The sequence below is a fragment of the Paenibacillus sp. MMO-58 genome, from assembly GCF_037146255.1.
Taxonomy (GTDB): domain Bacteria; phylum Bacillota; class Bacilli; order Paenibacillales; family Paenibacillaceae; genus Pristimantibacillus.
In genome coordinates this window covers 192,179-208,941 of the sequence record NZ_JBBCVY010000003.1, presented here as the reverse complement: position 1 = coordinate 208,941, position 16,763 = coordinate 192,179, and the positions used below count along the sequence as shown (strand labels likewise).

General features: G+C 52.7%; 8 protein-coding genes. 4 read left to right on the top strand and 4 right to left on the bottom strand.

Features of this window, described 5'->3' with window-relative positions; genetic code table 11:
- Positions 1–44: 44 nt before the first annotated feature.
- The 4 genes from WFJ73_RS12000 to WFJ73_RS11985 are packed head-to-tail and all read right to left on the bottom strand — an operon-like array spanning position 45 to position 5,841.
- Positions 45–1,580, bottom strand: coding sequence for a UxaA family hydrolase (locus tag WFJ73_RS12000; RefSeq protein WP_336773277.1), 1,536 nt, complete (start codon positions 1,578–1,580; stop codon positions 45–47).
- The gene (locus WFJ73_RS11995; protein WP_336773276.1) at positions 1,577–3,085 is read right to left on the bottom strand and encodes a tagaturonate reductase; all 1,509 of its coding nucleotides are present in this window, start codon (positions 3,083–3,085) and stop codon (positions 1,577–1,579) included. The genes WFJ73_RS12000 and WFJ73_RS11995 overlap by 4 nt, the downstream gene beginning before the upstream one ends.
- Complete coding sequence (gene uxaC / locus WFJ73_RS11990; protein WP_336773275.1) at positions 3,082–4,533, bottom strand: glucuronate isomerase; 1,452 nt, start codon at positions 4,531–4,533, stop codon at positions 3,082–3,084. Before uxaC ends, WFJ73_RS11995 begins: the two co-directional genes overlap by 4 nt.
- 12 nt (positions 4,534–4,545) lie before the next feature.
- A complete protein-coding gene (locus WFJ73_RS11985) occupies positions 4,546–5,841 on the bottom strand; it encodes a Gfo/Idh/MocA family protein (protein WP_336773274.1) in 1,296 nt (431 codons plus the stop codon).
- A gap of 137 nt (positions 5,842–5,978) precedes the next feature.
- On the opposite strand from WFJ73_RS11985, the gene WFJ73_RS11980 reads away from it, so the two are divergent.
- The 4 genes from WFJ73_RS11980 (at position 5,979) to WFJ73_RS11965 (ending at position 16,739) form a co-directional block, all read left to right on the top strand.
- Positions 5,979–6,848, top strand: coding sequence for an AraC family transcriptional regulator (locus WFJ73_RS11980; RefSeq protein ID WP_336773273.1), 870 nt, complete (start codon positions 5,979–5,981; stop codon positions 6,846–6,848).
- 98 nt (positions 6,849–6,946) lie between these two features.
- Complete coding sequence (locus WFJ73_RS11975; RefSeq protein WP_336773272.1) at positions 6,947–8,194, top strand: MFS transporter; 1,248 nt, start codon at positions 6,947–6,949, stop codon at positions 8,192–8,194.
- 161 nt (positions 8,195–8,355) lie between these two features.
- Complete coding sequence (locus tag WFJ73_RS11970) at positions 8,356–15,069, top strand: DUF7507 domain-containing protein (RefSeq protein WP_336773271.1); 6,714 nt, start codon at positions 8,356–8,358, stop codon at positions 15,067–15,069.
- Positions 15,066–16,739, top strand: coding sequence for a DUF11 domain-containing protein (locus WFJ73_RS11965; RefSeq protein ID WP_336773270.1), 1,674 nt, complete (start codon positions 15,066–15,068; stop codon positions 16,737–16,739). The genes WFJ73_RS11970 and WFJ73_RS11965 overlap by 4 nt, the downstream gene beginning before the upstream one ends.
- Positions 16,740–16,763: the final 24 nt, after the last annotated feature.

Here is a 16,763-nt window from a genome sequence, read left to right as displayed (position 1 = left end):
AACCGGGCTACCGCTTTAGCGGAGGCAGCCCGGTTCATAAATAACTATAGAATTACGCCGTCTTTAAAAATCGCAATCTCGCGGAATCCGTTACGTTCGTTGTTCGTCTCCCTTTTGCCTGAAGCAAGCTCAACGATCTGATGAAGTAGCTCTTCCTGAAGCTCCTCCATCCTCTTTCCTTCAATCAACTGACCCGCGTTGTAATCGATCCAGTTCTTTTTCCGTTCCGCCAGCTGCGTATTTGTCGCGATCTTGACCGTTGGAACCGGACCTCCAAAAGGCGTTCCACGCCCCGTCGTAAATAATACGATATGGGCACCGGCAGCCGATAAAGCCGTAACCGACACCAAGTCGTTGCCCGGTGCTTGAACAAGGTTGAGGCCCGGTTTTCTCGACGGTTCCCCGTACGGAAGAACGTCGGTTACCGTTGCATGGCCGCCCTTTTGCGTGCACCCAAGCGACTTTTCCTCAAGCGTCGTAATTCCGCCGTCCTTGTTGCCTGGGGATGGATTCTCGTAGATCTCCTGTCCGTGGCGGATAAAATAGCCTTTAAAGTCATTAACGAGATTAACTATCCCGTTAAAAACCTGCTCATCCGCCGCGCGGTCCATCAGAATCGTCTCCGCGCCGAACATCTCCGGCACTTCCGTCAGAAGCGCCGTACCGCCTGAAGCCGTAATCGCATCCGCGATACGGCCCACGAGAGGGTTAGCCGTAATGCCGGAAAAACCGTCCGAACCGCCGCATTTCAAGCCAATACGCAGCTTCGCAAGAGGCAGCTCCTGACGCTTAAATCCGCCGGCATATTCGACCAGCTCTTCGATCAGCTTCAACCCTTCCTCCAGCTCATCCTCCACCTCTTGCGATTTCAGGAATTTCACGCGATTCGGATTATAATCGCCAATCGCTATCTTGAAGGCTTCGATTTGATTATTCTCGCAGCCAAGCCCGATAACGAGCACGCCGGCCGCATTTCCGTGCCGGACAAGCGCGGAGAGCAGTTTCTGTGTCGCTGTCAAATCATCGCCAAGCTGGGAGCAGCCATACGGATGCGGGAAATGGTATACTCCGTCAATTCCTTGACCTTCGAACTGTCGTCCGGCAAGCTTGGCAAGCGTTTCGCAGGTCTTGTTAATGCAGCCAACCGTATTGATAATCCAGATTTCATTCCGGATCCCGATCTCCCCATCTTCCCGGACATAACCTTGGAAGGTTGCGGGCCAAGCCGTACTGACCTCCGTTCCGGTTGAAGCCGTATTTGTTTTAGGCTTGTATTCATACTCCAGAACCTCTCCTAATCCGGTACGGAGATTATGAGTATGAACCCAGCTGCCTGGCGTTATATCTTCCTTGGCAACCCCGATCGAATAGCCGAATTTATGAACATGCACGCCGGCCGCAACGGAATGAATCATAATTTTATGGCCGCGAGGTACCGCTCTATCCACCGTAACCGACTGCTCGCTTCCATCGGCCGAAGGCCATCTGACGATCTCGCCCGGTTCGATATCCCGCAGAGCGATTACGACATCGTCTTGCGGGTGAAGCAGCGTTGCGTTTGTAATCGTTGCATTTCTCATGCTTGTTCCTCCAAATGCGTAAACTTGGCCATTAACCGGTCCGCCAGGCCCGCTATTCCGTTTAGATCTGTTCCCCACCATGCGTCGCGTCCGAGAATATCCGCCAGCAGCTCCTTCAAGCTGAGCTCGCCGTTATCCGCTTTGTTCCAAAGGGAGGCAAGCTCCGCCAGCATAACCGCATCGTCCCGAATGAGCAGCTGACTTCCGTCCAAACGTTTACCGGCGTAGGCGCCTTCCTCCGTTTCCTTCACGCGGTACAGCTTAAGCAAGGAAGCAAACGCAGTCACAATAAAAGGCGGCAAATCGCCTGTGCGCTCATAATAAGCCCTTAGAGTAGGCAGCAGGCGCACCTTGAATTTGGACAAACTGTTCATTGCAATATCGGTCAGCTTGTGCCGCACATACGGATTGGCGAATCGTTCGATAACCTGTTCCGCATACGCCTTCATTTCCGCTTCCGGAAGAGGAACGGATGGCACAATCTCATTAAAAACAACTTCTCGCAAATGCGCTCCGTAAACCGGGTGCTCAACGACTTCACGAACTTCATTTAATCCGTTCAGCAGCCCGTAAGCCGCCATCCAGGTATGCGCCCCATTTAGGATCCTTACCTTGCGGAGCTGATAAGACTGCAGATCATTTGTCCAAACGACGTTTAATCCGGCCTTCGCGAACGGAAGCCGTTCATCAAGCGCCTCTTCCCCTTCGATCGCCCAAATATGATAGGGCTCAGCCGCATTCAAGAGACGGTCCTGGATTCCCCATTCCGCATAACGCTCATTCGCTTCTTCGGCCGGGAAGCCCGTGACAATCCGGTCTACCAACGAATTCAGGAACCGGTTATGCTCCCGAATCCAGTCCGCGAATGTTTCCGGCAAATTCCAATCCGAAGCATGCCGCAGCACTATATCGCGAAGCTTATCGCCGTTACGCTCAACAAGCTCGCATGGGAGGAGGAGCAAACCTTTGCCCGGATCGCCGCCAAAATGCTCGAACCGACGGAACAGGAGCAGCGTCAGCTTCCCCGGGTATGATAGAATCGGCTGATCCGGCGCCCATTCGGATGCCTGATAGACGAGACCCGCTTCCGTCGTATTGGACACAACCAGCTCCAACTCCGGATTTGCCGCTTGCGCAAGGAAACGTTCCCATTCCTGATATGGATCGATAAAAGCGGAGAATACCGAGATCAGCTCGCGCCGATCGACAAGCTCCCCTTCATGCAGGCCTCTGATCCATTGATAATACAGACCGTCCTGCTCTTTAAGCTCCTGCAGCTTCGCTGCGCCCGTTGGACGAGGCTGGGATACCGCAATGCTGCCGTTAAAAAGCCCTTGCTCATTGCAACGGTGAATCATCCAATCCACAAAGCCGCGGAGGAAATTGCCTTCTCCAATTTGCAGTACCTTAACCGGATAAGACTTCATCCGATTATAGGATGAAGCCTCTCCTTCCCGCAGGCTGGCATAATTCAAAATAGGCAGATTATTCGTCAAAGAGCTCATTGGGCAACCTCCGCCTGAACCTTAATGCTCGCCGATTCTGATCCAAAGCGGAAGTATTGCTCTGCGTTACGGTAGCAGATGCCTTCTACGATAGAGCCAAGCAGCTCCGTATCCGCGGGAACTTGGCCGGATTCCACCCAGTCGCCAAGCAAATTGCACAAAATCCGGCGGAAGTATTCGTGGCGTGGATAAGACAGGAAGCTCCGCGAATCGGTCAGCATGCCGACAAACCGGCTGATCAAGCCCATATTCGCAAGAGATTTCATCTGGGCCAGCATGCCGTCAATCGTATCGTTGAACCACCATGCCGAGCCAAGCTGGATTTTACCCGGAATCGTGCCGTCCTGGAAACTGCCGATAATGGAAGCAAGCACGTCATTATCCGAAGCATTCAAGGAATACAGAATCGTACGAGGCAGACCGCCGTTATTTTCCATGCTGTCGAGCAGCCGGACAAGCGGTCCTGCCAATGAACCCGTGTTAATGGAGTCATAACCCGTATCCGGACCTAGACGTCTCATCATTGCAGCATTGTTGTTGCGATGGGCATGAATATGAAGCTGCATCGCCCAGCCATGATCGGCATACAATCGGGACAGATAGACCAGTGTAAAGGTCTTGTATTGTGCTTCCTCTTCCAGGCTTACCGGTTCGCCGCGGAGAGCTTTCGCAAAGATTCCCGCCGCCTGCTCTTCCGTCGCATCCGCATACAGAACCGTATCGATGGCATGGTCGGACAGCAGACAACCGGTCTTGTGGAAGAACTCCACTCTCTCCTTCAGCGCTTTCAGCAGCAGGCTGTAGTCGGATACTTTATAACCGCTAGCTTCCTCCAGACGGTTGATCCACGGCAGGAATGTCGCGCGATTAATCTCAAGCGCCTTATCCGGACGGAATGAAGGCCGTACCTGGAAGCCGTGAAGGTCTTCCTCCATCAGCTTGATGTGATACTCCAGTGAATCAGCCGGGTCATCCGTCGTGCATACGACGCGGACATTCGATACGCGCACCAGCTCCTGCGGCGTCATCCCGTTGCCTTCAAATATTTTATTCGCTTTCTCCCAGATAACCGGAGCATTCTTCTCGTTAATAACTTCGTCAATGCCGAACAACCGCTTAAGCTCCAGATGGGACCAGTGATACAATGGATTGCCGACCGCCATCGGAACGGTACGCGCATAAGCGAGGAACCGGTCATAATCGCTGACGCCTTCACCGCCGGTTACATACTCCTCCGCAATGCCGTTAGCCCGCATCGCGCGCCATTTGTAGTGATCGCCATACAGCCATACCTCGGTCAGGTTGCGGAACGGCTTATTCTCGTAGATCGCTTTCGGATCGAGATGGCAATGATAGTCGCTATTGGGCATCGGCTTCGCGAACTGCTCGTATAACAAGGCAGCGGTATCGCTGTTCAATAGAAATTTATCATCCATAAACGCCTTCATCCGAAATTCCTCCTATTCGTAAAAGCGTACCAGGTCATCGACTTTCACCGATTGGCCCGTACGGATCGATTTATTGGCTGCAATGCCTGTCAGGATTGAACGAGCGCCGTCTATATGGTTAGCCGCGCGCTTGAAGCGGTCTTCAACCGGTACGCCGAAAATATCGTTCAGCAGAACCGGATCGCCGCCGCCATGACCGCCTTCTCCCTCTTCGAACTCTGCCGTATAGGCTTCGCCAAACATCGGAAATACGATAATATTGACGCCTTGAACGGCACCTTCCAAGGCTTTATCGCCGCCGGAGTTGACGTAGGATTGTTCGATTACCGTCATTTCGATACGGCCTTTTGTACCGTTGAACGCAATCCGGTAGCCTTCCCAAGGCAGGTAAGCATTAAGCGAGTACGTCAGCAAAGCTTTGTTCTTATAGCGGACCATCACGCTCATTGTGTCTTCGATGGAGATACCGTCGCCAAATACGCTTTGATCGCGGCGGTAGCCGTCTTCTTTCTCCGCGTCGTAATACATCGCTTTCAGATGCTCGTTGTTGTCGAGCGGAAGCGCAAACGGATCATTCTCCGCGTTTGGATTGCCGGTCGCACGGTCATAGAATTTCGTAACGCCGCGCTTTTCGGCATTTTCCCGGCCATAGAACAGCAGGTCGCCCATCGCGAACACCGTATCCGGCTCCGAACCAATCCAGAAGTTTACAAGATCGAAGTGATGCGTCGATTTGTGGACAAGGAGTCCGCCGCTGTTGCGTTTATCGCGGTGCCATCTGCGGAAGTAGTCCGCGCCGTGCTGCGTATTCAGCAGCCATTCGAAGTGAACCGAGGTTACATCGCCGATGGTACCGTTTTCAATAAGCTCACGGGCTTTGGTATGATGCGGAGCATAACGGTAGTTAAACGTTACGCGCACCTGTCTGCCCGTCCGCTCAACCGCGTCCAAAATTTCTTGGCATTTCTCTTCGTCTACCGTCATCGGTTTCTCCGTAATCACATCGCAGCCTAACTCGAGAGCACGGATAATATATTGATGATGCGTGCGGTCAACCGTCGTAACGATTACAAATTGCGGCTTGATCTCCTCGATCATGCGTTCGAATTCGTCGCTCTTGTACGTCTTCACGGCCGGGTAATCGTACTTGTCCTGCAGAAGCTTGTTCGCGTAGTCCATGCGGGTCTGGTTAATATCGCAAAAGGCAAGCAGCTCCGATGTTTCACGGTAGGTTGTGGCAATCGCTCCATAGAAAAATTCCGCCCGACCTCCGGTTCCGACTTGCACATACGTTTTCTTGTTAGACATTGGTTGGTACATCTCCTTATTGGCTGGTATTGGATTTCTTATATTCAAAATGTACAGCAATATCTGCTCAATATCTCCGCAATATATGCTAGAATTAGTTCTATACCGCATATTTTGTCATTCGGGGGTTTTTCATCATGAATTTGAGCAATGAACTATTCTATGGGGATTCGGAGGATCTCTTCTTTCTGGAATATAACAAGCGCAAGGGGCATTTCACGATGTCCGTCGAGCATATCCACGGGCAATACGAGCTCTATTATTTGTTTAGCGGGGAACGGCAGTATTTCATTAAAGACCGCAAATATCCGATTGCTGCAGGAGATCTGGTGCTTATTCCGGCTAATGAGCTGCACAAAACCTCGGATACCGGCGTTCCGAACCATACCAGGATTGTCCTCTATTACAACGAAAAATATTTCGAGCATTACGGCAAGGAAGAAGCCGAGCTGCTTCTATCCCCTTTCCTTGGCACGCGCAGGGTCTTCCGCCTTGCCCATCAGGAGCGACTTCGCTTTGAGCAGCTGTTGTACGGGCTTCTGCAGGAGGTGCAGGAGCGTCCGCCTGGACATGAAATGCCGATTCGTCATGCCGTTGCCGAAGCTCTGCTGTTTGCCGCGCGCCATGCGATACAAAACAAACCGGATGCAAGCGACGGTACCGGCCCCGCTTCCCCGGCTGCAGCCAAAGCGATGGAGATTGCCAGCTATATCGCCGATCATTTCCGCGAGCCGCTGACGCTTGACAGCTTAAGCCGGCAATTCCATCTCAGTACCAGTTATTTGAGCCGCACATTCAAGAAGTACACCGGCTTTGGGTTAACGGAATATATCGGGATTACCCGGGTGAAGGAGGCACAGCAGCAGCTTCGCGAGACGGATGAACGAATTACCGAAATCGCGGCGGATGTCGGGTTCGAAAGCTTGTCGCAATTCGAGCGCGTATTCAAGACCCATATCCGGCTCTCGCCCCGCGACTACCGGAACCAATACGGCCAGAAGGGATAATTGGTTTAGCACAAAAATATCCTTCGTCTTTTCTGCTTGCCTTAAGGTATAATAGAAGCCTTGCATCACGATTTAACATCCGGGAGTCTAAAGCATCGATGAAATCATTATCGCAATATCCAAAAGAAATGAAAGTGTTCCTTATCGCCAGTCTTATTAATGCCATTGGCAGCGCGCTGATGTGGCCGCTTGTTACGATGTTCGTCTTCGACCAGCTTGGACGCTCCATGTCCGACGCCGGACTCGTCATTCTCGTGCAGTCTATCGGCGGGATTGCCGGACAACTGCTTGGAGGCGCGCTTTATCACCGGGTTGGCGTAAAAAAGCTTATTATCGGCGCACTCGCCTTAAATGCCGCGGGACTGCTGCTTCTGCCGGCTTTAAGTCATGCTTGGACCGTATTTATCGTCATGATGGGCCTCATCGGACTGTTTAATGCCTTATCCATGCCTGCTATCCAGGCCTTTATCGGCTTCCGATTTGCCAAGCAGCGCGGAGAGCTCTTCAATATCGTCTATATCGCCAACAATATCGGCGTGGCGGTAGGCACGGCGTTAAGCGGCTTTTTGGCCGATGTCTCCTATTCGCTTAGCTTTGTGCTTAACGGCGTTACATCCGGCGTATTCGCCTTGTTCTTCCTCTTCTATCTGCAGCGGGTTGGTACAGCCGGCGGGGATCATTCAGCGGAGCCGATGCGAAAAAAACGCGATGCCAGCGGCGCAAGCCTATGGCATCTTGTCACCGATGTCCGTCTCTATTTGTTTATGGCGCTGGGAGGAATGCTGATCAACCTCGGCAACAGCATCTGGAATACCGGCGTATCTCCGTTTATTATCGAGCACGGCATGTCGAAGCAAATGTTCGGCTATCTTTGGACACTTAACGGCATTCTGATCTTTGTAGCCCAGCCCGTGACCAATCTGATCAAGCGAGTGGCTGCCAGCTCGATCAAAGCCCAACTGACGGCAAGCGCCGTTTTGTACATGAGCGGTTATACCGTGATTTTGATCATGCACAGCTTCTCTGGCATGGTGCTAGGCATGATCCTGACTACGCTAGGCGAAATGCTGATCGCGCCTGCCATTCCGGCCTTCCTAAGCGAGAACAGCGGAAAAAACGCCCCATTCTATCTAGGCTTGACCGGCGGGATCGGTTCGGCTGGACGGGTTATCGGTCCGTACATGATGGGCGGGCTTTATGACGGCGGCGGACTAACTCCGGTCGCTTGGCTTGCGGTTATTACGGCGGCGGTATCGGTCGGCTCCTTCCTGATTCATTCTTTGGTCAACAAGAAGAATCGGGCATCTGCAAGTGCCGCGCAATCGAGAAGCATAAGCGCATCCTGAGAAAAAGGCATGAACCTGCAACGGTTCATGCCTTTTTTAATTACTATTTTTTTAAAGAAACGTAGTTTAACCGTGAGTTTTGCTCATATGTATGAACAATGCGGTCATAAAATCCATTGTTTCTGCCCTCATTATTACTAAAATGATACTTTCTCGAGGGGGTGATACCAATTCCTCTTGTCACTCGTGCGACCTTTAACGCAACCGGGGCGATTACCTTTACCGGGAACACGCTAGGTTTAAGCCGTTCCGATACGGCTGGCGTTCCGGGAACGCAGGATAGTATAGGTGCTTTTTCCACAATAAATACCGCATCTGTTTTCGGTACATATCCAGCGGGTACAACAAGCGCTTTTGCCAGCAACAGCGCCTCTGCTATCTTGACTCTGCCGACGGGCAGTACCATCTTGTACGCCGAGCTGATCTGGGGCGGCTCGTATATTAACGGAACGACGGACCTAAGCGCGTTCATTAATAACCCGGTAACCTTCACAACGCCAGCCGGAACGTTTTCGGTCTCGCCGGATGCCGCAACCAGCAATCAGGTTAACTTAGGCAACGGCGCCTCTGCTTATGTTCGGTCAAACAATGTAACTTCGCTTATCTCGCAAGGCGGCGCGGGAACGTATACGACCGGTAATGTTGTAGGCACTATTGTCATTACAGGTGATTCTACCGCCAATCATTGCGGCTGGACGTTAGGCGTTATATATCAGAATCCGTCCCTGCCTTTCCGCAACATGTCGCTGCGTGCAGGCGCCGTGCTTGTGCAGGCCGATTCCGGGCCGGTCTCCACCACCTTGACCGGATTTGCAACCCCAATCTCCGGTACGCTGGGCGGAAGAGCTTTATTCAGCGCCCAGGAAGGCGACGCCAACCGGACCGGCGACCAGGCATTATTTGGTCCGACTTCAGCAACAACTGTCGCCTTATCCGGCCCGAACAACTTTGCGAACAACTTTTTTGCATCGCAGATCAACAACGATACAGGCAACCTGAACACAACGGGCACCTTCGGCAGCCGCAACCAGACGAACGGCGCTCCGGGCACGAATATTATCGGCGGCCGGCAAGGCTGGGATATTACGAACGTCGACGTCTCCGCGCGCCTCGTCAATAACCAATCTTCTGCCGTCCTTACATTGACTACCTCAGGCGACGCCTATGTCGTTAATGGGAATGCCATTCAGATTAATATCAACTCGCCTACCATAAACGTTGTAAAAAGCGCAAGCATCGCCGGCGCAGTGGTCGGCGATACCATTACGTATACGGTTACGGTCAGCAACACGGGTACGGCCAATGCCGCAAGCGTTGTTCTAACGGATGCCCTTCCAAGCGGGCTTACTTTCGTAAGCGGGAGCGTAACGGTTGGAGGAGTAGCGCGTCCTACCTACGATATCATTGCAGGCGCACCGCTCGGAGCCTTGAACATCAACAGCTCCGTTGTTGTTACTTACCGGGCAGTCGTCAGCTCGCTGCCGAGCACTTTCTTGCTTCCAAACAGCGCTAAAGCAGCTTTTACATTCCAGATGGTGGCGGGCGGCGACAATATTACCGGGGTTATTCCTTCCAATACGGTATCCGTGCCCGTCTACTCACCGATTATCGGCATTACGAAAAGCTCGAACCGGACGACCGCTACAGTAGGCAGCACGGTCACTTATACCTTGCTTGTCGCAAATACGGGTAATATTGCCGCAAATGTAACACTGACGGATAACATTCCAACGGGAAGCTCCTTTGTAACCGGAACGTTCCGGGTTAATGGCAATGTCATAGCCGGCGCCAATCCCGCAGCGGGCGTCGCCATCGGTTCCGTTGCAGCAGGCGCCACTTCTACCGTCACCTTTCTGGTTCAGGTAAACTCCCTGCCTTCTCCGCCGCAATTCGTGGACCAAGGCACGGCGACATATACGTTTACGCCGCCGGATGGCCGTACCCTATCCGGTTCAGCTGCATCCAATACGTTGACGCTGCCCGTATCGCTGCCAAGCATTACCCTCGCCAAGTCTGTAAATGTAACGGATATTGCCGTAGGCGAGACGCTTACCTACACGTCGGTCATAGCGAATACCGGCTCCGAAGCCTTCACGAATGTAACGCTAACGGATGCGCTTCCCGTGGGAGCTACCTTTGTTACGGGCAGCGTAACGATCGGCGGCACGCCTAATTCAACGGCGAACCCCGCAACCGGGATCGCCGTCGGAACCGTGGCGGCCAACAGTTCAGTTACCGTTACCTTGCAAGCATTAGTCAGTTCTATGCCGGCAAGCGCGCAGTTGGTCAATCGTTCCAACGTTTCTTACACGGTGGGGACCTTCTCGGGCACAGCCGCTTCCAATAATACAGCAACGCCTGTCTACCAGCCCGTCATTCCGCTGACCAAATCGGCAAGTACAACCGCGGCTACGGTTGGCGATACCATAACATACACGATCCTTGCAAGAAATACTGGCAATCTGGCAGCAACCGTAACTTTGTTTGACAATATCCCTGCCGGTTCAAGCTTTATACCGGGCTCCGTGACAATAAACGGGACGGCGAGCCCCGCTTCTTCGCCGATTACCGGTATTGCCATCGGCAATCTGGCGCCTAGCGCCCAGGCCACCGTCACGTTCCAGACGCTTCTGAGTACCTTGCCGTCTCCGCCCGTTTTGAATGACCAGGCAACATCAACCTACTCTTATACCTTGCCAAGCGGAAGGACCTTAAACGGAAGCAGCAGCTCGAACACCGTTTCCATAACCGCTTCTTCGCCAAATGTCACCGTAACCAAATCGGTCAGCGATACGGCTGCAGCCGTACAAGATGTTCTCACTTATACCATACTTGTTAAGAATAACGGGATTGCACCGGTAACAAACGTCGTATTGTCCGACCCCATACCGCAAGGAGCAGCCTTTGTTTCAGGCAGCGTTACCATTAATGGAGCGCCTTCATCTCTCGCCAATCCAAACGCAGGTATTTCGTTAGGCACTATTAGTGCCGGGGCTACCGTTACGGTGGCTTTTCAGATTCGCGTCACATCGCTTCCTTCATCCGGCAGTCTGAGCAATGCGGCAAGCGCCGCTTTTACCTCCGGCGCCTTTACCAGCAGCTCCACTTCGAATACCGTTACGACGCCGGTCTCGCAAGCCGTTGTAGCGTTAAGCAAATCAGCCAGTAACGCCAATGCAACCGTTGGCGATACGTTCTCCTACAGCTTTACCTTGACCAACACGGGGAATGCTGCCGCAAACGTTACCTTGTCGGATACGGTTCCGAGCGGAGCGGTATTTATTGACAACAGCGTGCTTATTAACGGAGTACCCGCTCCAAACGTCGGTCCTGCAACAGGTATACCGGTTGGCGTTATTCCAGCCGGAGGATCTGCCACCGTCAGCTATGTCGTGAACATTGTCTCTTATCCGCCCAGCCGGCAGCTGGTCAATCAGGCTAGCGCTGCCTATACGTTCACGCTTGCCAACGGACGCGTCATTAACCGTTCGGTATTGTCCAATTCGGTTACGGTTCAGGTTGCGCTGCCGAATGTTTCCCTTGTGAAAAACGCCAGCCGAACCGTTGTCGTATCCGGCGATACGATGACCTTCACATCCGTTCTGACGAATAACGGCATTGCAGCGGTGAATAACACTGTTCTGCGTGATCCGCTTCAGTCAAATGCGGTTTTTGTTCCTGGAAGTGTGTTGGTTCAAAATGTTTCCCAACCGGCAGCCTCTCCCGATGCCGGCATATCACTCGGTAGCCTGGCGCCAGGAGCATCGGTTACCGTATCATTCGAGGTGATGATAACGATGGCAATCCCTTCACAGATTACGAACCAATCGACGGCCAGCTTTACTTCAGGCACCTTCTCGGCAACATCCGCATCCAACACGACGGTTACACCGGTCACACAGCCGCAAATCGCAGTTGTCAAAAGCGCAAGCACCAGCAACGCCACAATTGGCGACTCCATTATTTACACGTTAGCCGTCTCCAATACCGGCAATCTGGCAGCGGCGACGATCGTTACGGATAACATTCCTGCCGGCACAACTTTTACGGCGAACAGCGTCATCGTTAACGGAATACCGATGCCGGGTATTTCCCCGGTTACCGGGATTGATATCGGCTCCCTGGCTCCAGGCGCAACCACTACGGTTACCTTTGGCGTAGTGGTTACCTCCCTCCCGTCACCGCAATCGTTAAGCAATACGGGAACGGCGTCCTACACCTATACGCCGGCGGACGGACGGACTCTGAGCGGTTCCGTCAACTCCAATACGGTCACCTTTCCGGTGTCGGCTCCGAATGTCGGGGTTGTTCTAAGCGCCAACTACACCGTCGTAACCATAGGAGATATCCTCGTGTATACCGCCGTCATCACGAACAACGGAATTGAAACAGTTAACAATGTGCAGTATAGCGATCCTGCCTCTCCGGGAACTTCCTTTATCCCAGGGACAGTTACGGTTAATGGTACGCCGGTACCGGGCGCGAGTCCGGTTGGCGGAATTCAGGTCGGCTCCATCCCTTCAGGCGGCACCGCGACCATTACGTATAACAACAGTGTCAATTTCGTTCCGACCCCTCCTGTTCTGAACAACTCGGCATCCGTTACCTTTACTTCCGGTGCATTCTCGGGGACGGCTTTCTCCAACACGGTATCGACGCCGGTTGATCTGCCTGTTATTTCGGTCGTAAAAAGCTCCAGCACGTCTAACGCCTCCGTTGGCCAGACGGTTACGTACACTTTGGCAGTAACAAATACGGGCAATTATCCGGCTAACGTAACCATAACCGATAATATTCCTGCAGGTACCTCCTTTGTGCCTAACAGCGCTCTAGTGGGAGGCGCTCCCGTACCAGGTGCCGATCCGATAAGCGGAATTCCGGTTGGCTCCGTAGCAGCCGGAGCATCCGTCAACGTCATGTTCTCGGTTGTTATCAATTCGCTGCCTACGCCTCAACAGCTGTCCAATACAGGTACCGCAGGAATTACCTATACGCTTCCGGACGGCAGGGTCTTTAATCAGACGGCCGTATCCAATACGGTAACCTTCCCGGTCTCCGCGCCAAACGCTACGGTTGTGAAAAGCACACCGTCTACCGCCGTATCGGTCGGCGATACGGTGACTTATACGACTACAATTACGAACAGCGGCATCGCGACGATTACGAACGTCCTGTTCACCGACCCTATCCCTGCAGGCTCCAGCTTTGTACCCGGATCCCTTACGGTTGACGGCGCGGCAAGGCCGGCGGCTAATCCGGCAACGGGCGTTATTATTGATGCGATCAGCCCGGCGGCTACTACAACGATTGTATTTAATGTCCTTGTAACATCGCTGCCTTCGCCGGCCGTGCTGAACAACCAGTCATCCGTCACTTTCTCATCCGGGACGTTCTCGGGAGTTACGTTCTCCAATATCGTGACAACGCCTGTCTATGACCCTGTTCTTAACGCAGTAAAATCCGGCAGCACCGCAAATGCTACGGTTGGCGATACGGTTACTTACACCATAGCAATCTCTAATACCGGCAACTATGGCGCAGACATCACATTGACGGATACGATACCAACAGGAGCCGTCTTTGTTCCCAACAGCGTAATCGTTAACAATCAACCGGTACCGGGCGCTGATCCGTCTACCGGAATTCCGGTCAGCAATGTGACAACATCGGCAACAGTATCCTTCTCCGTGATTATCCAGTCGCTTCCGCCGGGACAACAGCTTACGAACCAAGCGAGTGCAACCTATTCGTATACATTGCCGGACGGCCGCACATTAAACGGATCCCTAACTTCGAATACATTGGTTATTCAAGTATCTGTGCCTAACGTTGCCGTGGCCAAATCGGTGCCGGTCACAACCGCCGTTGTTGGCGATACCGTCACCTATTCGATTGCGGTTACCAATAACGGTATCGAGAATGTGAATAACGTTATTGTGGTCGACCCTATTCCGACAGGTGCCATTTTTGTCGCTAACAGCGTAACGGTAGACGGAATTCCGCGTCCTGGAGCATCGCCGGCAGCCGGTATTTCGCTTAACACCATTGCTCCAGGTGTAACGTCTACCGTCACCTTTAATCTGACGATAACATCCCTGCCTACCCCGGCTCAGCTAAGCAATCAAGCGAGCGCAACCTTTACTTCCGGCGCTTTCTCCGGATCAGCGTTCTCCAATACCGTGGTCCTTCCGGTGTATCAAGCCATTATTGGAATTCAGAAATCAGCCAATACAACGAACGCAACGGTTGGCGATACCGTTAACTACAATCTGGTTGTATCCAATACCGGGAACCTGCCGGCACAGGTTACGATTACGGACCCGTCTCCAACCGGCGGCGCTTTTGTACCAAACAGCGTGCTTGTTAACGGCGTACCGCAGCCTGGCGCTAATCCTTCTTCCGGCTTCTCCATCGGTACCGTTAACCCGGGTCAGTCCGTTGTGGTGTCCGTATCATATGAGGTGGTTATCCAGACGCTGCCGCCTTCCCAGCAGCTCATCAATACGGCTAGCGGCGACTTTTCGTATACGGCGCCGGACGGCAGAACGATCACCGGATCGGTCAATTCCAATACGTTGTCGATCCCGGTATCTTCTCCGGATGTATCCGTTGTGAAGAGCACTACCGCAATCGATGCCGTTGTTGGTGACGTTATTACGTATACGATTGTCGTATCCAATCTTGGCATAAGCCCTGTCAACAACGTCATACTGGTCGACCCTGTTCCGACAGGTACCGTATTTGTGACAGGCAGCGTTACGGTGAACGGCACTCCGGTGCCTGCGGGTAATCCGAATTCCGGCATTTCCGTCGGAACGATTGCAAATGGCGCTACGGCAACCGTAACCTTCAATGTACAGGTGGTCACGATATGACCCCGCCAAATGACTTCAGGCTGTTGAACCAGACGCATGTCCGGTTCAGCAGCGGCAATTATGATGGAGTCGCCTATTCCAATACGGTGCAGACGCCGCTTATCGGTCCCATTATTACGGCGAATAAGTCTGCTTCCCCGCAGAAGCTGAACCGGAATCAAACCGTCACTTTTACCATTCTTATTTCCAACACCGGCAACCGTTCTGCGGAACTGCAGCTGCAGGACTTGTTGCCGGCCGGATTGTCTTTTATTCCGAATAGCGTTCTGCTGGATGGCTCCCCTCTTCCGGGAGCCTCGCCGTTGACAGGTATTTCGCTAGGAACGATACAGGTTGGCAGCACCATCCAGGTTGTTTTTCAAGCTATTGTCGTTTTCATACCCGATTCGCATGTATTCCAAAATGAAGCGGCAGTACTCTACACATTCTCTACCCCGGACGGCAGAGCCATATCGGATTCCGTGGTATCCAATAAAATTACGCTTGAGGTTGTGCCGTACCAACTGGATGCGCACGCCAGCTTGAGTACGCCGGTCACCTTTCTTGGTGATGTCGTCTTCTATGACTTGATCGTTCGAAACGGCGGCTTGCTTCCGATGGAAAACGTAATCGTATATCTGCCGCTGCCCGAAGGATTTGAATTTGTACCGGGCAGTGTGGTTATCGACGGCGTGCTTGTGCCCTGGATTGATCCGGCCTCCGGCATTTATATCGGATACCTGGCGCCAGGCGCTACTGTAACCATTCGGGTAGCTGTCCGACTGGCCGCGTTGCCTGCCGAGACGCGTGTTCCGTTCCAGGCGATAATCGAGTATACCGTTAACGGTACGGTGTACCGAACGCTGGCTAATCTGCTTATCTTGAACATTACCGACCCTTCCTTAACCGTTAGCTTAGCTGTAGATCCTGTCAAGGCATCGGCATGCTCCAGACTGACGTATACGATTACGGTGAACAACGAGAACAATTTTGCCGTAGATGCCTTTCTGATCCGACTTATTCCGCAAGGAACGGTGTTTCTTCCCGATAGCATTATGATCGACGGTGAGCCCCGCAAGGGAACCAATCCGGCATCGGGTCTCTCGCTGGGTACACTATTAGCCGGATCAACTGCCGTCATAACTTATCGGGTCACAATACGGACGGCAAATTCTCAAATTCCGAATCAAGTAGAGGCCATCTACACCTATAGACTGACCGACGGACGGTTAGTCCGTCAAAATGCGGTGTCCAACCCTGTAGTTACCGATATCTTTGCGGCGGTTATTTCGGTTCAAGCAAATGCCGAGCCCAAATATTACGAGGCAGAGCGCTCGGTCCATTTTACAGCTTACGTGCAAAATACGGGGAATCTCGCAGGCGAAGTCACCTTATACCGTACTGATTATCCGAAGGGCTTCTATCTGTTGGATCCGCAAATTAACGATAGTCAGGTTCCTTCCTTTACGGTTACGGAGGGCTTGAATCTTGGCTTAATTGCACCCGGTCAAACGGTTAAGGCCAGTTACTGGATTTATGTGTCCGACTCGGAGGAAATCGAGAACGAATCCCTTACCCAAGTCGCTACGCGATATACCGCCCGTTTCAACTATACCTATGAAGACAGTACCTGCAGCGGCGAGAGTCTATCGAATGAGCTGATCCTGCCGGTTGATCATGATATCGAATAAAAAAAGCAGAGGCTTCGGCAGCCT

What these genes read in the sequence shown, in the direction of transcription:
- WFJ73_RS11995 (WP_336773276.1), bottom strand. Translation starts at nt 3,085, where the DNA reads ATGAGCTCTTTGACGAATAATCTGCCTATTTTGAATTATGCCAGCCTG.
- WFJ73_RS11975 (WP_336773272.1), top strand. Translation starts at nt 6,947, where the DNA reads ATGAAATCATTATCGCAATATCCAAAAGAAATGAAAGTGTTCCTTATC.
- WFJ73_RS11985 (WP_336773274.1), bottom strand. Translation starts at nt 5,841, where the DNA reads ATGTCTAACAAGAAAACGTATGTGCAAGTCGGAACCGGAGGTCGGGCG.
- WFJ73_RS11965 (WP_336773270.1), top strand. Translation starts at nt 15,066, where the DNA reads ATGACCCCGCCAAATGACTTCAGGCTGTTGAACCAGACGCATGTCCGG.
- WFJ73_RS12000 (WP_336773277.1), bottom strand. Translation starts at nt 1,580, where the DNA reads ATGAGAAATGCAACGATTACAAACGCAACGCTGCTTCACCCGCAAGAC.
- WFJ73_RS11980 (WP_336773273.1), top strand. Translation starts at nt 5,979, where the DNA reads ATGAATTTGAGCAATGAACTATTCTATGGGGATTCGGAGGATCTCTTC.
- uxaC (WP_336773275.1), bottom strand. Translation starts at nt 4,533, where the DNA reads ATGAAGGCGTTTATGGATGATAAATTTCTATTGAACAGCGATACCGCT.